This window comes from Dechloromonas sp. ARDL1 (assembly GCF_051122455.1).
In the GTDB taxonomy this organism is placed as follows: domain Bacteria; phylum Pseudomonadota; class Gammaproteobacteria; order Burkholderiales; family Rhodocyclaceae; genus Azonexus.
The window spans coordinates 4,125,197-4,142,530 of the sequence record NZ_CP168939.1 but is presented as its reverse complement, the minus strand read 5'-3'; the positions used below and the strand labels follow the sequence as shown (position 1 = coordinate 4,142,530).

Below are 17,334 nucleotides of genomic sequence, written 5' to 3'. Positions count from 1 at the left end.
GATTATAGCCCAGCGAATTCAATGATTTGCGATACGAAATCGGGAAACTTGGTGAAGCTGTGATCGCCCCCCGGCAGGATGGTTTGCCGACAGCCGGCGTAGAAGGCTTCCGCCAGCCTCACGTCGAGCACCTCGTCGTCCGTTTCGGCCAGCAACCAATAGCGGCCCGGACTGGGAACACGAACCTGCGACCGCAGTTGCGCAGCATGCGCCGCGGTGAAGGCAAAGGCCTCGCCAGAATGGAAATTGGTGTGATCGCCAACGAAAAGACCGAGATCAAGCCGATCGATCACCGCCGGATTGATCAACACGGCCCGGAGATCGTGCTTTTCAGCCAGATGGTTGGCGTAGTGGCCGCCCAGCGACGATCCCACCAGCACGACCTCGCCGCCCGACTGCTCGATCAATGTTTCAGCGCAGACAACCGCCTCGTCCGGCACCGGCGACAGTTGCGGACAGGCAAAATGCTCCGCCAGCCCGCGGCGCGCCATCTCCTCGCCGAGCAGCCGCGATTTCCACGAAGCCGGCGACGAGCAGAAGCCGTGTAAATAGAGGATCAGTGGGCGGTCCATTGCACCCAGCCGAAATGGGCCGTGGTCAGCACGACGATGCCGAAGACGATGCGATACCAGGCAAAGGGCACGAAATCATGGCTGGAAATGAAGCGCAGCAGCCAGCGAACGCACAGGAAGGCCGAAATGAAGGCGGAAATGAAGCCCACCACCCACATGCCGATATCGTCGGCGCTGAGCAGGGCCCGCTCCTTGTACAACTGGTAGACCGTCGCCACGCCCAGCGTAGGAATGGCGAGAAAGAATGAAAATTCGGTCGCCGCCTTGCGCGAAAGGCCGAACAGCAGACCGCCGATGATCGTCGCCCCGGAACGCGAGGTGCCGGGAATCAGCGCAAAGGCCTGAGCGATGCCAAGCTTCAACGCATCGACCAGCGTCATATCCTCGACTCTTTCGACACGGATCTTGTGCTCTCGCTTTTCAGCCCACAGGATAACGAAGGCGCCCAGGATGAAGGTCGTCGCCACGGCAATCGGGTTGAACAGATTGGCCTTGATCGCCTTGCCGAAAGCCAGCCCGAGGATGGCCAGCGGCAGGAAGGCGACGAACAGGTTGAGGATGAATTTCTGCGCTGCCTTGTCGCTGAACGCACCGCGCGCCACCACCAGCAGGCGCTCGCGATATTCCCAGACGACGGCAAGAATCGCCCCGGACTGAATCACAATTTCGAACAATTTGCCGCGATCGTCGTTGAAATTCAACAAATCGCCAGCCAGAATCAGATGCCCGGTCGACGAAATGGGGAGAAATTCGGTCAGCCCCTCGACAATGCCGAGAATGAGCGCCTTGAGCAGGAGGATCGGGTCCATGGAATACAGCCTGATAGAGGAGGCCGCATTCTACTATCCCGGCCGGGTAGCCGCTTCCAGATTCGCCAGCCAGATCAGCGCCTGCTCGCGTGTCGCGCCGCACATTTCCGGCGACGGCTGCAGGCCGCCGCAGCAATCCGGCCGTTCGGGACGACCGAAAATGGTGCACCGATACTGATCATCGAGATGCGCGCAAGGCTGCCCCGCCGGTTTGTCCAGCGAAGAAATCGACGGCGCAACGCAGCAGGCGCCACAGCCAGGACGACACTCCATCGCGATCAACGCCCGCTCAGGAGACGCAGGCCCAGCAACAGGAACAGCCCGCCGGCGAGACGATCCAGCCATGCCGTGACGGCGGGATGCCGTGCCAGCCGCTCGCCCAAGGCGCCGGCAAAGAAACCGATCAGCGCGAACACCACGGCCGCCTGCACCGTAAAGATCACACCCAACTGCACGATCTGCCACGCCGCGGCACCCAGTTCCGCTTGCACGAATTGAGGAAGGAAGGCGAGAAAGAACAGCACCACCTTGGGATTGATGGCATTGGCCAGCAACCCGCGCCGAAACAAGCTTGCACAACTGTCGGTGGGAATGACCAGGCGTCGCGCGTCGGTCGGTGCCGCATGACGTAGCGCCTGAATGCCGAGCCAGATCAGGTACACGCCCCCCGCCACGCGCAAGGCGCCGAATGCCAGTTCGGAAGCGACGATCAGCGCCCCAACCCCGAGCGCGGCCAGCGCGGTGTGATTCAGGCACCCCGCCGCACACCCCAGGCCAAACGCCACGCCTTGCCGGCGACCGCGCGCCATGCCCAAGGCCAGCACGAGCAGATTGTCAGGCCCCGGTGCCAGCGTCAGCAATACCGACGCGGCAACAAAGGGAAGCAGCTGGGAAGAAGAGAGAAAGACATCCATGGCGCAAGGTTAAATGAAAAACGGCGGGAACCCTCCCGCCGTTTTTCGTTACGGATTAGCCGAAATCAATCGCCGGCTTTACACCTTGCGGTAGACCTCGGCGCCACTCTTCACGAACTCGACCGCCTTGGCCGCCATTCCCTTCTCCAGCGCCTCACCTTCGTTCAAGCCCTGCGCTGCCGCGAAGTCGCGTACGTCCTGGGTGATCTTCATCGAGCAGAAGTGCGGGCCGCACATCGAGCAGAAATGAGCGACCTTGGCCGATTCCTTGGGCAGGGTCTCGTCGTGGAATTCGCGCGCCTTGTCCGGGTCGAGGCCGAGGTTGAACTGGTCTTCCCAGCGGAACTCGTAGCGCGCCTTGGACAACGCGTTGTCGCGGATCTGCGCGCCGGGATGGCCCTTAGCGAGGTCGGCGGCGTGCGCGGCGAGCTTGTAGGTGATGATGCCTTCCTTGACGTCATCCTTGTCCGGCAGGCCCAGGTGCTCCTTGGGCGTGACGTAGCAGAGCATGGCCGTGCCGTACCAGCCGATCATCGCGGCGCCGATGCCGCTGGTGATGTGGTCGTAGCCCGGGGCGATGTCGGTGGTCAGCGGACCAAGGGTGTAGAACGGGGCTTCCTTGCAGTATTCGAGCTGCAGATCCATGTTCTCCTTGATCAGGTGCATCGGCACATGGCCCGGGCCTTCGATGATGGTCTGCACGTCGTGCTTCCAGGCGATCTCGGTCAGCTCGCCCAGCGTCTTCAGTTCGCCGAGCTGCGCTTCGTCGTTGGCGTCGTAGATCGAGCCTGGACGCAGGCCGTCGCCGAGGCTGAAGGCGACGTCGTAGGCCTTCATGATTTCGCAGATTTCCTCGAAATGCGTGTAGAGGAAGCTCTCCTTGTGGTGCGCCAGGCACCACTTGGCCATGATCGAGCCGCCGCGCGAAACGATGCCGGTCATCCGGTTGGCGGTCATCGGGATGTAGCGCAGCAGCACGCCGGCGTGGATGGTGAAGTAGTCGACGCCCTGCTCGGCCTGTTCGATCAGCGTGTCGCGGAAGATTTCCCAGGTCAGGTCTTCGGCCTTGCCATTGACCTTTTCCAGCGCCTGGTAGATCGGCACGGTGCCGATCGGCACCGGGCTGTTGCGGATGATCCACTCGCGGGTTTCGTGGATGTTCTTGCCGGTGGACAGATCCATCACCGTGTCGCCGCCCCAGCGGATCGACCAGGTCATTTTCTCGACTTCTTCCTGAATGGATGAGCCGAGCGCCGAGTTGCCGATGTTGGCGTTGATCTTGGTGAGGAAGTTGCGGCCGATGATCATCGGCTCGCTTTCCGGGTGGTTGATGTTGTTCGGGATGATGGCGCGGCCACGGGCGACTTCGCTGCGCACGAACTCCGGAGTGATTTCTTCCGGAATGCTGGCGCCGAAATTCTGGCCGGGATGCTGGCGACCGAGCAGCTTGGCCATCTTGTCGCCCATCGGGCCGGTGGCCTTTAGCGAGTCGATGTAGGCACGGCGGTTCAGGTTCTCGCGAATCGCGACGTATTCCATTTCCGGCGTGACGATGCCCTTACGCGCATAGTGCATCTGCGACACGTTGGCGCCGGCCTTGGCACGGCGCGGCTTGCGATGCAGGCCGGGAAAACGCAGTTCTTCGAGCGCCTTGTCGGCGGCCCGCTGGCGACCGTAGTCGGAGGTCAGGTCCGGCAGTTCCTCGGTGTCGCCACGTTCGGCAATCCACTGGGCGCGCAGCGCCGGCAGGCCGGAACGGATATCGATCTTGGCGGCCGGATCGGAATAGCCGCCGGAGCAGTCGTAGACAAAAATCGGCGGATTTTTTTCCCCGCCCATGCCGGTCGGCGTGTCAGCCTGCGAAATTTCCCGCATCGGCACCTGGATATCCGGGCGCGAACCCTCGACGTAGATCTTGCGCGAGTTCGGCAGCGGCTGGATGGCGGCCTCGTCGACATGGGCATTGGCGGCGAGGAAGGTGTCTTTGGCGTTCATGGAAGCTCCGTGCGTGAATACAGCCTGGTAAGACGCGCAAGGAGCGGGCTGGGTTCCACCACAGCGTTCGTTTCCCTACGACGGCATGACCCGGTCAGGTTCGAAGGGTATTTCTCAGCCTGCTTATCCGCCGGCACCCCTAACGAGTGGGCTGCAAGTTACTGGAAATACAGGCAAAATGCAAGGAACGACAAATTCCGCTCAAGATTTTCAGAAATCAGCCGAAATATCTTCGACAAGATGCGGAATTCAAAGAAAAACCAAGGGAAACAAGATGCGCTACCTGATCATTGCCAGCCTACTGGCCCCCCTGCCCTGGAGCGTGTCGGCTGCGCCGACATGGCAAGTGATTTCGTCCGAACCCGGGAAGCGCATCGAACTTGACCGGACCAGCCTGAAGCGCGACGGCAACACGGTACAAGCCCAGGGCCGCGTTGTTCTCGAAAAGGAACTCACTGACTCAAAATCCGGCGCCGGCTACCGCGTCATCGAAGCCGTCACCCGCTACGATTGCAGCACGCGCAATGCCAACACCATCAAGCGCATCTTCAAGAAAAACGAATCCGAGGTCATCCGCGAGGAGGACATCAAGGGCGCAGAGCTCCCCGTCCGCTCCGGTACGCTGGATGACAAGGTACTGCGCGAAGTATGCCGCCCGCCGAAAGACACGCCCGCCGAACTCGCCAAGAAGGCAAATGAGGCTGGCACCGAACTAAAAGCAGCCAACGAGGCCGTACTCAAGACGGAAATGGCCAAGGCCGAAAAGCCCGCCCCCATCAAGGCGGCCGACACCACCGCCAAGGAAGCCGAGCATTCGGCCATTCCATCGATTCGCCCAAATCTGAAAGCGGCGCTAGAAGCCTCTCGCGAGCCTACGAAGGAGGCCGCCAAGGAACCCGTGCCAACAGCCAGCGCACCGGTCGCCAAGCCCTCCCCCAAGCCCCCGGCCGTCGCGGCGCCCAAGGCGCAAACCGTTATCGTCCACACCTCACCGACGCCTGCGGCCAGGCCTAAGAAAACAATCAAACCCGAAGGCTACATGCTGGAACTCGCCCACACCGAAGCGGTTGTCCAACATGCCAATATCCACTGGGACTACGAAGGTCCGGGCGGCCCGGACAACTGGAGCAGGCTGGACCCACGCAACAAACTGTGCGCCACCGGCGAACGCCAGTCGCCTATCGACATCAAGGATGGCATCAAGGTCGACGTCGAGCCGATTGCGTTCAAGTACCAATCCTCCACCTTCCGCATCGTCGACAACGGCCACACCGTACAGGTGCAGGTTGGCGAGGGCTCGATCTCGCTGACCGGCAAGACCTACGAGCTGGTCCAGTTCCACTTCCATCGTCCGTCGGAAGAAAAGATCAATGGCCAGCGCTTCGACATGGTCGCCCACCTGGTGCACAGGGCCGACGATGGTCAACTGGCTGTAGTTGCGGTACTCCTCGAACGCGGCACCGAAAACCCGTTCATCCAGACCCTGTGGAACCATATGCCGCTCGAGCGGAACATGCCGGTCGCCCCGCCGAGCGCCAGCGTTGACTTGAACGCCCTCCTCCCGACCTCGCGCAACTACTACACCTACATGGGGTCACTGACCACACCTCCTTGTTCCGAAGGCGTGCTTTGGCTGGTCATGAAGCAACCGGTGCAAGTCTCCCAGGAGCAGATCAATATCTTCAGCCGCCTGTATCGCAACAACGCCCGCCCCATTCAATCCACCAGCGGCCGTCTGATCAAGGAAGGCCGTTGACCTGAGGTAAAACGCGATGGTAATTTAATGACCAAAGAGTCATTAAATTACCATGTCGTTGCCCCCTCCTCCCCGCAAACGCCGCAAGGAAGCCCGCCCATCAGAGTTGCTTGCGGCCGCTCTCGACCTCTTCGTGGAGAAAGGTTACGCCGCCACGCGCCTGGAAGACGTCGCCTCCCGTGCCGGTGTTTCGAAGGGTACGCTCTACCTGTACTACGAAAACAAGGAAGCGCTGTTCAAGGCCGTCATTCAAGAAGGCATCATTCCGGTGATTGCCGAAAACGAGGCCATCGCGGCCCAGCACACGGGCAGCAGCTTCGACCTGATGGAAAAGCTGCTCGCCAACTGGTGGGTCAAAATCGGTCTGACAGCCTTCGCCGGGATACCAAAACTGATGGTAGCCGAAGCCCGGAACTTCCCGGAACTTGGATGTTATTACGTCGAGAATGTCATCAACCGTGGCCGCGCTCTGGTTGGTAGCGCGCTGAAACGCGGCATGGCGAGCGGTGAATTCCGGGAGATGGATGTCGAAACGACCATTGATGTGGTGATCGCGCCCATCCTGATGCTGCTGATATGGCACCATTCGATGAGTTGCTGCGTCGAAAGCGAAGGTAATCCGCAGCAATATCTGCAGATTCACATGGATCTCTTGCGCCACGGTTTGTGCCGGATGGAAAAGGAGAGTCGGGTATAATTTCGATTTGTCGGAATCAATATATTAGCCTGTGCTAATATTATGCCTGCGGAGACCCCAATGAACATCGAGCAAGCGCGCTTCAACATGATCGAACAGCAGATCCGTCCCTGGGATGTTCTGGATCCGCAAGTTCTCGACCTTCTTTTCGTCGTCAAGCGCGAGGACTTCGCGCCGGCCGCCTATCGCAACCTGGCATTCGCCGATATGGAAATCCCGATCGGTGATGGCCAGACCATGCTGGCTCCGAAGATCGAAGCCAAGATGCTGCAGGAACTCGGCATCAAGAAAACCGACAAGGTACTCGAAATCGGCACCGGCAGCGGCTACATGGCTGCCTTACTCGCTGCGCGCGCCGAACACGTGGTAACGGTTGAGATCCGCCCGGAAATCGCTGCCGCCGCCAAGGAAAACCTGGCGCGCGCCGGCGTCGGCAACGTTTCGATCGAAGTAGGCAACGGTGTTGACGGCTGGTCGCAGCGCGGCCCCTACGATGCCATCGTCGTTTCCGGCTCGGTTCCCAGCGTCTCTCCCTCCCTGCTCAAGCAACTGCGCGTCGGTGGCCGTCTCGCCGTCATCACCGGCGAAGCGCCGGTGATGGAAGCTCAGCTGATCACCTGCACGGCCGAGGGAACCTATAACACCGTCAATCTCTTCGAAACCGTCGTTCCGGTGCTCGATGGAACTGGCGCCAAGGATCAATTCTCCTTCTGATGCAACAACTACGCGTACAACAACTGGCCGAATGGCTGGCCGACGCAAATCGGCCCGACCCTGTCCTGCTTGATGTACGCGAGCCGTGGGAAACTGAACTCTGCCGGTTGGCGGGCTCTTTGCACATCCCGATGCATCTTGTTCCGATTCGTTGCGGGGAAATCGATACCGGCCGCGATGTCGTGGTGATCTGCCACCACGGCAGTCGCAGCTTGCAGGTTGCCATGTTCCTCGAACGGAAGGGCTTCGGCTCGGTGCTCAACCTGATGGGCGGCGTCGATGCATGGGCTGGAGAGATTGATCCGAATATGCGTCGCTACTGAGGATGTCATGAAAAAACTAGTCTGGCTTTTCCTCTCTCCTCTGATCGCCACACCGCTCTGCGCCGCTGACCTGATGCAGGTCTATCGCCAGGCAAAAACCAACGACCCGACTTTCGCAGCAGCCCGCGCCACGCTCGACGCCGGGCAGGAAAAACAGCCGCAAGCGCGCGCCGGCCTGCTGCCGAGCCTCTCGCTTTCAGGCAATACGACGTGGAATGAAAACGAGCTGTCGACCCACAACGGCCCGACGATCGCCAAGCCGAAATACAACGCCAACGGTTACCAACTCACCCTCTCGCAGCCCTTGTTCCGCTGGCAGAACTGGATTGCCTACGACCAGTCCAAGATGCAGGTTGCGCAGGCCGAAGCCAATTTCGGTCTGGCCCGCCAGGACCTGATCCTGCGCGTGGCCCAGGCTTACTTCGACGTGCTTTACGCCCAGGAAAGCCTGGCAGCCGTCAAAGCCAACAAGCAGGCCATTGCCCAACAACTGGAACTCGCCAAGAAGAGCTTTGAGGTCGGCACGGCGACAATCACCGACACACACGAGGCACAAGCCCGTTACGACTTGGCCAGCGCCCAGGAAATCGCTGCCGACAGCGACCTCGAAGTCAAGCTGCGCGCCCTGCAGGCCATCATCGGCCAGGAACCTGGACCCCTCGCCCAACTGCGCAAGGCGGCGGAACTGACGGCTCCGCAACCGGGCAACATGGCGGAATGGGTCAATGCCGCCGAAAGCGGCAGCCTGAACGTACAGGTCCAGCAGTACAACGCGAACATTGCCGCCCGCGAGGTCGACAAGCAGCGCGCAGGACATTATCCAACCCTCGACGCGGTCGCCAACGTCGGCCATTCCAAAAGCTATACGCCTGCCTTCGGCACTTACGACACGGATTACCAGAACGTTGGCATTCAGCTCACGATCCCACTCTTCCAGGGCGGTTTTGTCTCGTCCCGCCAGCGCGAAGCCAGCGCCAACCGTGCCGCATCCGAATCGGCGCTGGAAGCGGCCAAGCGCGGCGCGGCACTGGGTGCCAGACAATCCTATCTCGGCGTCGTCAATGGCCTGGCCCAGGTCAAGGCCTTGAAGGCAGCACTCGTCTCGTCGCAGTCGGCGCTGGAATCGAACAAGCTGGGCTACGAAGTCGGCGTACGCATCAACATCGATGTCCTGAATGCCGAGAATCAGGTCTACGTCACCCGCCGCGACTTGGCCAAGGCCACGCTCGACACGCTGATGGCGCAACTGCGCCTTAAATCGACCACTGGTGCGCTAGGCGATGACGACATCGCCCAGATCAACGCACTGCTCGACCCGTCCACCGCGCAATAAACCCCAGCATGCGCTCCGCCGCGCCCTGATGGGCGCGGGCGAAATCGCTCGAAGCCAGACGCATCGCCGCAAGGCGTTCAGCATCGCACAACAGGCCGACAACACACGCCCCCAATCCATCGGCATCGGCGACGCGCTGCGCCGCACCAGCGGCGATGGCATCCTCGGTCGCTTGCAGAAAATTGAAGGTATGCGGACCAACCAACACCGGACACCCGCAAGCGGCTGCCTCGATCAGGTTCTGCCCACCCAGAGGCAAAAGACTGCCACCCACGAAAGCCAGGTCGGCGAGGCTGAAATAGGCGGCCATTTCACCCATGCTGTCGCCCAGCCAAACCTCGGTGTTGCCGTTCGGCAACGCCTCGCTGCGGCGCACCGCATGCCAGCCCTGTTGCCGTAGGAGCGCGGCCACCTCGTCGAAACGCTGCGGATGTCGTGGCACCAGGACCAGCAAGGCACCAGCCAGCGCCACCCGACGCCATGCCTCAAGCACCAGAGCTTCCTCACCTTCACGGGTGCTCGCCGCCAACCACACTGGGCGCGAACCAATCGCCTGTCGCCACTGTCTCCCCAATGCGATCTTGTCTGCCGGCGGGAGGACATCGAACTTAAGGTTGCCGGAAACCTTGATCGTCCTTGCGCCCAAAGCATGCAGGCGCTCCGCATCCCCCTGGGTCTGGGCCGCCACCCCGGCAAGCGTCGCAAAGGCGGGCTCCACCAAGCGCCGGAAACGGCCGTAGCCGCGTGCCGAACGCGCCGACAGGCGGGCATTGGCGAGCACCACCGGCACCCCGGCACCCCGGGCGGCACGCAGCAGGTTCGGCCAGATCTCGGTTTCCATCAAAATGCCGAAAGCTGGCGAAAAATGGCGGAAGAAGCGCGCAACTGCACCAGGATAGTCATAGGGCAGGTAAGCCTGAATGACACGGTCGCCATAGAGCTCGCGGCCGGCAGCCCGCCCGGTCGGTGTCATGCCAGTAAGCAGGATGCGGTGATCGGGCCAGCGCGCCAGTAGCCCCTCGATGAGCGGCTGCGCGGCACGCGTCTCGCCGACCGAAACGGCATGCACCCAGATCAGCTTCGTCGGCGCCGAACCCGGATAAAAGCCATAGCGCTCGCCGAGATGGCTCAGGTATTCCGGCTGTTTGCGGCTGCGCCACGCCAAGCGCAGCCAGATCAATGGCGCGCCAACATACAACAGCAACGAATAGGCCAGACGCGCCATCAGGCGAGTACCGCCTGCAGCTCGCCAAGCACAGCGTCGGGAGAAGGCGTTTGCGCCTTGCCCCCAAGATTGCGGTGGAATCCCGTCCCCAGAACGCCGGTCAGGCCAGGATCGGTGGCAGTGTATATCGCCACGGTCGGCGTTTTCAGGGCAACGGCCAAGTGCGTCAGGCCGGTATCGACGCCAATCGCCGCGCGAGCGCCGGACAGTAGCGATGCCAGCGCCGGAATGTCCATTGGAGGCGCCGCCAGCGCACCCGGAATGCCGGCTGCCAGACGTGCTGCCCTCCCACGCTCGATAGCGCTGCCGCCGGGAAGGATGGCGCTGATCCCTTGGCTGTTGAGCGTGCGTCCGAGGGTCAGCCAGTTGGCCTCCGGCCACAGCTTGTCGTCACGGCTGGTCGCCGTCAGAAAAACGACGTAGGGACGATGCGGCAACCATGAAAAACCGGCGGGGGGTGCTTCGATGCCGTAATCCGGCCCGCACTCGGCCTGATAGCCGAGTGCTGCAGCCGCCAGACGGCGATTGCGGACGACCGCATGCAAATCGCGCGACACATGAAAATGCCGGTCGTACCAGCGGGCCGCCGTCGGCTCGCGTGCCGAATCGGCTGCGTAGCCGAAACACGGACCCTGTGCCCGGCTTGCGATCAGTGCACTTTTCAGCAGGCCCTGCGTATCGATGATCGCATCGTAGGTCTCGCTTGAAATCTGCCGGCGGAATGCGGCCATTTCCTTCCAGGTCGCAGACTGCAGCAGCTTCTTGCGCCAGCGGCGAACGGCTACGGGAATCACCTTGCCGACCCCGGGATGCAAGCGCGGAATAGCCGAGAAGCTTTCCTCCACACACCAATCGATCAGCGCCTGCGGAAAATGCCGACGGATGTCGCCGATCACCGGGAGGTTGTGGATGACATCGCCGAGCGAGGAAGTTTTCACGATCAAGATGCGCATCGGCGGATAAAATCACGGCTTTCGAAGCCGCAATTATAAATGCCAGCCACGCGTCAGCCGCTCTCCGTTGCGATCATCACACTCAATGCCGCCTCCCAATTGGAAGACTGCCTGAAAAGCGCCTGCTTTGCCGACGACATCGTGGTTGTCGACTCCGGCAGCACCGACGGCACGCAGGCGCTGGCCATGCGCTACGGCGCCCGGCTCATCGACCAGACCTGGCTTGGCTTCGGCCCCCAGAAACAGTTTGCGGTCGACGCCGCCCGCCACGACTGGGTGCTCTGTCTGGATGCCGACGAACGTGTTTCACCGGAGTTGCGGAAAGCAATCGAACAGACCCTGCAAGAGCCCGCTGACGGTGCCTATCGCTTTGCCCGCTGCAACCGCTTTCTCGGCCGCTACCTGAAGCATGGCGAAGGCTATCCCGACTGGTCCCTGCGCCTGTTCGACCGCCGCCGAGCGCACTGGTCCGACGACGCCGTGCACGAAAAGGTTGTCACCGATACCGCCATCGGCACCCTGAAGGGCGACCTGCTGCACGACTCGGCAGAGTCGCTGGCCGCCTACCTGACCAAGCAGAATCGCTACACCTCACTGGCCGCCGACATGGCGCTGCAGGCAGGCAAGCGGGCGACTTTCGGGCGAATCGCCTTCAGCCCCATCGTCCGCTTCATCAAGTTCTACCTGATCCGCCAGGGCTTCCGCGACGGCCTGCCCGGACTGGTTCATATTGCCATTGGTTGTTCGAACAGCTTCTTCAAATATGCCAAGATGCTCGAGCGACAGAAATCCGATGCTGCGCTACGGTAAAATCGCATGATCATTTCCTCGAGGTAATTTCGTGAAAGTTCTCGTTACCGGCGCCGCCGGATTCATCGGCATGACTACCTCCCTGCGCCTGCTGGCGCGCGGCGACGAAGTCGTCGGCCTCGACAATCTCAACGACTATTACGAGGTCTCGCTCAAGGAAAATCGCCTGAAGCGCCTGACCGCGCTACCCGGCTTCCGCTTCGTCAAGCTCGACGTCGGCGACCGCGCCGGTATGGAAAAGCTGTTCGCCGAGGAAAAATTCGACAAGGTCATCCACCTGGCCGCCCAGGCCGGGGTGCGCTACTCGATACAGAACCCACACGCCTATGTCGACAGCAATCTGGTCGGCTTCATCAACGTCCTTGAGGGCTGCCGCCACCACCAGGTCCAGCACCTGGTCTACGCCTCCAGTTCCAGTGTCTACGGCGGCAACACCAAGATGCCCTTCTCGGAACACGACAGCGTCGACCACCCGGTCAGCCTGTACGCCGCGACCAAGAAGGCCAACGAGCTGATGGCGCACACCTACAGTCACCTGTATGGCCTGCCGACCACCGGCCTGCGCTTCTTCACGGTGTATGGCCCGTGGGGCCGCCCGGACATGGCGCTCTTCCTGTTCACCAAGGCCATCCTCGAAGGCCGGCCGATCGACGTATTCAACCACGGCAACATGAAGCGCGACTTCACCTACGTGGACGATATCGTCGAAGGCGTAATTCGCGTGCTCGACCGCAACGCTGCCGCCAACCCGGACTACGATCCGATTGCCGCCGACCCGGCAACCAGCAACGTGCCCTATCGCGTGTTCAACATCGGCAACAACAACCCGGTGCAACTGCTCGATTTCATCGGTGCCATCGAAGAAGCCCTCGGCCAGAAGGCCGAGAAACGCCTGCTCCCCCTGCAGGATGGCGACGTACCGGCCACCTACGCCAACACCGATCAACTCAACGACTGGGTCGGCTTCGTGCCGGACACCACCGTCCAGGAAGGCGTCGGCCGCTTCGTCGCCTGGTATCGCGATTACTACAAGGTTTAAGGAACAATCATGTGTGGCATCGTTGCGGCAGCAGCCGGCAAGAACATCGTCCCCGTCCTGATCGAGGGCCTGAAGAAACTCGAATACCGTGGTTATGACTCCGCCGGCATCGCGGTGATCGGCGATAGCGCCATCGAGCGCGTCCGTGCCGTCGGTCGTGTTGCCGAACTCGAAGCCGCGTCGGCCAGCACCGCTTCGGTGACCGGTATCGCCCACACACGCTGGGCCACGCACGGCGTTCCGGCCGAGCGCAATGCGCACCCGCACGTCTCCGGCGATATCGCCGTGGTGCATAACGGCATCATCGAGAACTACGAAAGCCTGCGCGGCGAACTCAGCGCCAAGGGCTATGTATTTACATCGGACACCGATACCGAGAGCATTGCCCACCTGATCCAGGACACCCTGAAGTCCGAATCCGACCTGTTCACCGCCGTCCGCCTCGCCTGCCAACGCCTCGTCGGTGCTTACGCCATTGCCGTCATCGACCGCAAGCAGGCAGGCAGGATCATCGTCTCCCGCGAAGGCTCACCGCTGCTGCTCGGCCTGTCGGATACCGGCAACTACGCCGCCTCCGACGCGTCGGCACTGCTGCAGGTAACGCGCAACATGGTCTATCTTGAAAACGGCGACATCGCCGAGCTGACCGCGGATACCGTCCGTATCGCCCGCCTTGACGGCACGCCGGTCGACCGCCCGGTCAACGTCTCGCAGCTTTCCGCCGCCGCCGTCGAACTCGGCCATTTCAAGCACTACATGCAGAAGGAAATCTTCGAGCAACCGGATGCCCTCGCCAACACCCTGGAGATCGTCGGCGGCAGCAAGACCATCCAGCCAGGCATTTTTGGCGCCGAAGCCGCCCAGCTACTGGAAGACGTCGACACCATCCTCATCCTCGCCTGTGGCACCAGCGCCCACTCAGGCTATACGGCCCGTTACTGGCTGGAGGCCATTGCCGGGGTTCCATGCACGGTCGAAATCGCCAGCGAATACCGCTATCGCGCCTCGGTCGCCAACCCGCGCCAATTGATCGTCGCCATTTCGCAGTCCGGCGAAACGGCGGATACGCTCGCCGCCCTGCGTCACGCCAAAAGCCTCGGCCAGAACAAAACCCTGGCCATCTGCAACGTGCCCGAGTCGGCCATTGTCCGCGAATCCGCGCTGCGCTTCATCACCCGGGCCGGCCCGGAAATCGGTGTCGCCTCGACCAAGGCCTTCACCACCCAGTTGGCGGCCCTCTTCCTGCTCACGCTGGTCATGGCCAAGGTTCGCCATCGCCTGAGTGCCGATCAGGAAACTGCCTACATCGACCAACTCCGCCACCTGCCGGTCGCCGTACACAAGGTTCTGGAACTGGAAAGCGACATCGAAACCTGGGCCAAGCGCTTTGCCGACAAGCACCATGCCCTTTTCCTCGGACGTGGCCGCCACTATCCGATTGCCCTCGAAGGTGCACTCAAGCTCAAGGAAATCTCCTACATTCACGCTGAGGCATACCCGGCTGGCGAATTGAAGCATGGCCCGCTGGCGCTCGTTGATGCCAACATGCCGGTGATCTCCGTCGCACCCAACGACCAGTTGCTTGACAAGCTGAAGTCCAACCTCAAGGAAGTCCAGGCCCGGGGCGGCGAGCTGTACGTATTCGCCGATGCCGACTCGGAGATCCCGGAATCGGAGGGCGTGCATATCCTGCGCCTGCCGGAACATTACGGTGAGTTGTCGCCCATCCTGCACGTCATTCCGTTGCAACTACTGTCGTATCACGCCGCCCTGGTCAAGGGTACCGACGTCGACAAGCCGCGCAATCTGGCCAAGTCGGTCACGGTCGAATGACGCAAGCACCGCGCTAACCGTCTGCTACCGCGATGTCCACCTACGCGATCGGCGACATTCAGGGTTGTTACGACTCGCTGCAGCGCCTGCTGGCGCTGTGCGACTTCGACCCGGCCCACGATCGCCTATGGCTGGTTGGGGACCTGGTCAACCGCGGCCCGAAGTCGCTGGAAACGCTACGCCTGATCAAATCGCTCGGCAATTCAGCCACGACGGTGCTGGGCAACCACGACCTCTACCTGCTGATGGTTGCCGAAGGGGGGGCCAAGTTCCGCGGCAAGGACGATACGCTGCAGGAAATTTTCGACGCGCCGGATTGCGCCGAACTGCTCAACTGGCTGCGCCATCAACCGCTGTGCCATACCGAGGGCACCTACTGCCTGGTGCATGCCGGGCTGCTGCCGCAGTGGACTGCTGCCCGTGCCCGCGAACTTTCGAAAGAAGTCGAGGCCGCGCTGCAAGGCCCGGACTTCCGCGAATTCATCCTGAACTTGTGGGGCAGCGAACCGGCTGCTTGGTCGGATGACCTGAGCGGCTGGGCTCGCTTGCGGGTGATCGTCAACGCCATGACCCGCATGCGTTTCTGTACCCCCGAGGGGGTCATGGAATTCAAGGCCAAGGGCAAGCTGAGCAATGCGCCGGCCAACCACATCCCCTGGTTCGACCTGCCCAATCGCCAGCACGCCGATACGGTACTGGTAACCGGCCACTGGTCGGCACTCGGTCTGAAGGTTACGCCAAACCTGCTGGCGCTCGACTCGGGCTGCCTGTGGGGCGGTCATCTGACCGCGGTTCGCCTGGAAGATCGCCGGGTGTTTCAGGTGGATTGTTCACCATCGGAAGCCCTGCCCCTAAAGCAATAGCGTCGCGGGCTTGAGCGGCCACCAGCTTCCTGTCTTCGCCATTCAGCCCACGCAAAGGTGTCGTCACGAGCCGGGCGATCAGGCGCTTGCGGCCCAGAATGCTCCGCGTGCATTGTCCCAGGGAAATATCACCATCGTAGCGGGGAGCCAGACTGCGCTGGCCATCCAGTTCCCAGTAGGAAATGGCCAGCGGCAGAACCGGGTGTCCGGCGCTCAGCGCCGGCTGCAACAAGGCGGCGTGGAAGTGCAACAGACTCCGCCCATCGGTCGTCGTGCCTTCGGGGAAAACGGCCACGTGACGCCCCTTGTCAAGCAGTCCGGCAATCTCCTGATTGACGATCTTGGCGTGCCCGCGGCTGCCACGCCGCAAAAAAACGGTATCGTTCCTCGCAGCCAGCCAACCGATCAGCGGCCAGTTCCGAACCTCCGCCTTGGAGACGAAGGCGGACGGCAAGGCGGAATTGATCACATAAATGTCGATCCACGAAATGTGGTTGGCCACGATCAGTGCGCCCGGAACCGCATGCGTCAGATCAGCCTCGACCTCGACGCCGAGCGCATCAAGCAGCGCGCCAGCCCAACTTGCTTTCAGTCGCAGCCGAGCAGCATCGCCGCAGACAGGAAAAACCAGCCACGTGACGATCACACCGCTGAAAACCAGCAGGATCAGGCGAATAATCCGGAAGGCGCGAAGCGCAAAATTGGTTTCGTTCAGTCTGCTTGTCCGAGATAGTGCTTGGCGTAACGTCCGGCCACCTTGGCCATCGGCATCAGGATAGGGAGGTCGGCTGTGTTGAAATCGGGGTCCCAGGCCGGTTCACCACAAATCCAGGCACCGGCACGCAAGTAGCCCTTGATCAGTGGCGGCACTTCGGCCGGACGATCCTGCTGCAAGGCGGCCAAGGGCAGCGGGCAGCGCGGGAAAACGCGATACTCCTGCGGCCCCAAGTGATCCGCAGCCAGCCGATTATACAAGCTGGCTGCGGCATGACCGCCATCGGCCATGCTGATCGAAGCACACCCCATCAGGTAGTCGTGGCCGCGCTCGACCATGTACTGGGCCAAACCGGACCACAGCAAGGTAATGGTGGCACCGGTCCGGTAATCCGGATGGACGCAGGAGCGGCCGATTTCGACCAGGCGCGAACGCAGGTGTTGCAGACGGGTCAGGTCGAATTCGTTCTCGGAGTAATAACCGACCTGGCGCGCGTTGTCCGGCGACAGGATGCGATAAGTACCGACGATCTCGCCGGATTGCGTGTCGCGCACGACGAGATGCTCGCAATACGGATCGTAGATGTCGTGATCGACACCCGGCGTCCGGCTAGGCAGGTTGGCGCCCATTTCACCAGCAAACACACGATGGCGCAGGCGCTGTGCATCGAGGATGTCACTCGCGCTGCGCGCGAATCCGACCGCCAGGCTTCTTTTTCCGGGGCGAGAACGCCCGGCATGCTTCTGGATATTTTCCATTTTGTTCTCCTTTATTCCTGGAGAA

General features: G+C 61.7%; 17 protein-coding genes, 1 pseudogene and 1 riboswitch. Of the genes and pseudogenes, 9 read left to right on the top strand and 9 right to left on the bottom strand.

Going from position 1 to position 17,334, the window contains the following annotated elements:
* Nucleotides 1–2 precede the first annotated feature (2 nt).
* The 5 genes from AB6Q56_RS20495 to thiC form a co-directional block, all read right to left on the bottom strand.
* A complete protein-coding gene (locus tag AB6Q56_RS20495; RefSeq protein WP_434514872.1) occupies nucleotides 3–572 on the bottom strand; it encodes a YqiA/YcfP family alpha/beta fold hydrolase in 570 nt (189 codons plus the stop codon).
* On the bottom strand, nucleotides 557–1,381 hold the full coding sequence (locus AB6Q56_RS20490; protein WP_434514871.1) for an undecaprenyl-diphosphate phosphatase: 825 nt from the start codon (nucleotides 1,379–1,381) through the stop codon (nucleotides 557–559). The genes AB6Q56_RS20495 and AB6Q56_RS20490 overlap by 16 nt, the downstream gene beginning before the upstream one ends.
* A gap of 33 nt (nucleotides 1,382–1,414) precedes the next feature.
* Nucleotides 1,415–1,654 carry a YkgJ family cysteine cluster protein gene (locus AB6Q56_RS20485; RefSeq protein WP_434514870.1) on the bottom strand — a complete coding sequence of 80 codons (240 nt, stop codon included), beginning with the start codon at nucleotides 1,652–1,654 and terminating at the stop codon, nucleotides 1,415–1,417.
* 5 nt (nucleotides 1,655–1,659) lie between these two features.
* A complete protein-coding gene (locus AB6Q56_RS20480; protein ID WP_434514869.1) occupies nucleotides 1,660–2,295 on the bottom strand; it encodes a LysE family translocator in 636 nt (211 codons plus the stop codon).
* A gap of 78 nt (nucleotides 2,296–2,373) precedes the next feature.
* A complete protein-coding gene (gene thiC, locus AB6Q56_RS20475) occupies nucleotides 2,374–4,290 on the bottom strand; it encodes a phosphomethylpyrimidine synthase ThiC (RefSeq protein ID WP_434514868.1) in 1,917 nt (638 codons plus the stop codon).
* A 55-nt stretch (nucleotides 4,291–4,345) separates the two neighbouring features.
* Nucleotides 4,346–4,441: riboswitch (TPP riboswitch) on the bottom strand.
* 123 nt (nucleotides 4,442–4,564) lie between these two features.
* On the opposite strand from thiC, the gene AB6Q56_RS20470 reads away from it, so the two are divergent.
* From AB6Q56_RS20470 to AB6Q56_RS20450, 5 genes are read left to right on the top strand one after another with little or no spacing between them, the layout of a single operon-like run.
* Nucleotides 4,565–6,046: a surface-adhesin E family protein gene (locus AB6Q56_RS20470; protein ID WP_434514867.1), complete on the top strand. Its 1,482-nt coding sequence runs from the start codon at nucleotides 4,565–4,567 to the stop codon at nucleotides 6,044–6,046.
* A gap of 52 nt (nucleotides 6,047–6,098) precedes the next feature.
* Nucleotides 6,099–6,743 carry a TetR/AcrR family transcriptional regulator gene (locus AB6Q56_RS20465; protein WP_434514866.1) on the top strand — a complete coding sequence of 215 codons (645 nt, stop codon included), beginning with the start codon at nucleotides 6,099–6,101 and terminating at the stop codon, nucleotides 6,741–6,743.
* Nucleotides 6,744–6,803: 60 nt separating this feature from the next.
* Complete coding sequence (locus tag AB6Q56_RS20460) at nucleotides 6,804–7,457, top strand: protein-L-isoaspartate O-methyltransferase family protein (RefSeq protein WP_434514865.1); 654 nt, start codon at nucleotides 6,804–6,806, stop codon at nucleotides 7,455–7,457.
* Nucleotides 7,457–7,780, top strand: coding sequence for a rhodanese-like domain-containing protein (locus AB6Q56_RS20455; RefSeq protein WP_434514864.1), 324 nt, complete (start codon nucleotides 7,457–7,459; stop codon nucleotides 7,778–7,780). The genes AB6Q56_RS20460 and AB6Q56_RS20455 overlap by 1 nt, the downstream gene beginning before the upstream one ends.
* A gap of 7 nt (nucleotides 7,781–7,787) precedes the next feature.
* A complete protein-coding gene (locus AB6Q56_RS20450) occupies nucleotides 7,788–9,113 on the top strand; it encodes a TolC family outer membrane protein (RefSeq protein WP_434514863.1) in 1,326 nt (441 codons plus the stop codon).
* Here the strand turns inward: AB6Q56_RS20450 and waaA are convergent.
* Entirely contained in the window at nucleotides 9,079–10,341 is a 1,263-nt protein-coding gene (gene waaA / locus AB6Q56_RS20445; protein ID WP_434517185.1) for a lipid IV(A) 3-deoxy-D-manno-octulosonic acid transferase, read from the bottom strand. The genes AB6Q56_RS20450 and waaA overlap by 35 nt on opposite strands.
* Nucleotides 10,338–11,276 carry a lipopolysaccharide heptosyltransferase I gene (gene waaC, locus AB6Q56_RS20440; RefSeq protein ID WP_434514862.1) on the bottom strand — a complete coding sequence of 313 codons (939 nt, stop codon included), beginning with the start codon at nucleotides 11,274–11,276 and terminating at the stop codon, nucleotides 10,338–10,340. The genes waaA and waaC overlap by 4 nt, the downstream gene beginning before the upstream one ends.
* A 54-nt stretch (nucleotides 11,277–11,330) precedes the next feature.
* Between waaC and AB6Q56_RS20435 the strand changes: the two genes are divergently transcribed.
* Genes AB6Q56_RS20435 through AB6Q56_RS20420 form a run of 4 tightly spaced genes read left to right on the top strand, consistent with a single transcriptional unit; the run spans nucleotide 11,331 to nucleotide 15,836 of the window.
* A complete protein-coding gene (locus AB6Q56_RS20435) occupies nucleotides 11,331–12,101 on the top strand; it encodes a glycosyltransferase family 2 protein (protein WP_434514861.1) in 771 nt (256 codons plus the stop codon).
* A 31-nt stretch (nucleotides 12,102–12,132) separates the two neighbouring features.
* Nucleotides 12,133–13,140: an NAD-dependent epimerase gene (locus AB6Q56_RS20430; protein WP_434514860.1), complete on the top strand. Its 1,008-nt coding sequence runs from the start codon at nucleotides 12,133–12,135 to the stop codon at nucleotides 13,138–13,140.
* Nucleotides 13,141–13,149: 9 nt separating this feature from the next.
* Complete coding sequence (gene glmS, locus AB6Q56_RS20425; protein WP_434514859.1) at nucleotides 13,150–14,973, top strand: glutamine--fructose-6-phosphate transaminase (isomerizing); 1,824 nt, start codon at nucleotides 13,150–13,152, stop codon at nucleotides 14,971–14,973.
* A gap of 32 nt (nucleotides 14,974–15,005) precedes the next feature.
* Nucleotides 15,006–15,836: a symmetrical bis(5'-nucleosyl)-tetraphosphatase gene (locus tag AB6Q56_RS20420; protein ID WP_434514858.1), complete on the top strand. Its 831-nt coding sequence runs from the start codon at nucleotides 15,006–15,008 to the stop codon at nucleotides 15,834–15,836.
* Nucleotides 15,837–16,074: 238 nt separating this feature from the next.
* Here the strand turns inward: AB6Q56_RS20420 and AB6Q56_RS20415 are convergent.
* Both AB6Q56_RS20415 and AB6Q56_RS20410 read right to left on the bottom strand, forming a co-directional pair.
* A pseudogene (locus tag AB6Q56_RS20415) lies at nucleotides 16,075–16,305 on the bottom strand (lysophospholipid acyltransferase family protein); the annotation flags it as partial.
* 242 nt (nucleotides 16,306–16,547) lie between these two features.
* Nucleotides 16,548–17,309, bottom strand: coding sequence for a GNAT family N-acetyltransferase (locus AB6Q56_RS20410; protein ID WP_434514857.1), 762 nt, complete (start codon nucleotides 17,307–17,309; stop codon nucleotides 16,548–16,550).
* Between the last annotated feature and the right edge of the window lie 25 nt (nucleotides 17,310–17,334).

What these genes read in the sequence shown, in the direction of transcription:
- AB6Q56_RS20435 (WP_434514861.1), top strand. Translation starts at nt 11,331, where the DNA reads ATGCCAGCCACGCGTCAGCCGCTCTCCGTTGCGATCATCACACTCAAT.
- AB6Q56_RS20450 (WP_434514863.1), top strand. Translation starts at nt 7,788, where the DNA reads ATGAAAAAACTAGTCTGGCTTTTCCTCTCTCCTCTGATCGCCACACCG.
- AB6Q56_RS20490 (WP_434514871.1), bottom strand. Translation starts at nt 1,381, where the DNA reads ATGGACCCGATCCTCCTGCTCAAGGCGCTCATTCTCGGCATTGTCGAG.
- AB6Q56_RS20455 (WP_434514864.1), top strand. Translation starts at nt 7,457, where the DNA reads ATGCAACAACTACGCGTACAACAACTGGCCGAATGGCTGGCCGACGCA.
- thiC (WP_434514868.1), bottom strand. Translation starts at nt 4,290, where the DNA reads ATGAACGCCAAAGACACCTTCCTCGCCGCCAATGCCCATGTCGACGAG.
- AB6Q56_RS20495 (WP_434514872.1), bottom strand. Translation starts at nt 572, where the DNA reads ATGGACCGCCCACTGATCCTCTATTTACACGGCTTCTGCTCGTCGCCG.
- AB6Q56_RS20485 (WP_434514870.1), bottom strand. Translation starts at nt 1,654, where the DNA reads ATGGAGTGTCGTCCTGGCTGTGGCGCCTGCTGCGTTGCGCCGTCGATT.
- glmS (WP_434514859.1), top strand. Translation starts at nt 13,150, where the DNA reads ATGTGTGGCATCGTTGCGGCAGCAGCCGGCAAGAACATCGTCCCCGTC.
- AB6Q56_RS20420 (WP_434514858.1), top strand. Translation starts at nt 15,006, where the DNA reads ATGTCCACCTACGCGATCGGCGACATTCAGGGTTGTTACGACTCGCTG.
- AB6Q56_RS20470 (WP_434514867.1), top strand. Translation starts at nt 4,565, where the DNA reads ATGCGCTACCTGATCATTGCCAGCCTACTGGCCCCCCTGCCCTGGAGC.
- AB6Q56_RS20465 (WP_434514866.1), top strand. Translation starts at nt 6,099, where the DNA reads ATGTCGTTGCCCCCTCCTCCCCGCAAACGCCGCAAGGAAGCCCGCCCA.
- AB6Q56_RS20480 (WP_434514869.1), bottom strand. Translation starts at nt 2,295, where the DNA reads ATGGATGTCTTTCTCTCTTCTTCCCAGCTGCTTCCCTTTGTTGCCGCG.
- AB6Q56_RS20460 (WP_434514865.1), top strand. Translation starts at nt 6,804, where the DNA reads ATGAACATCGAGCAAGCGCGCTTCAACATGATCGAACAGCAGATCCGT.
- AB6Q56_RS20410 (WP_434514857.1), bottom strand. Translation starts at nt 17,309, where the DNA reads ATGGAAAATATCCAGAAGCATGCCGGGCGTTCTCGCCCCGGAAAAAGA.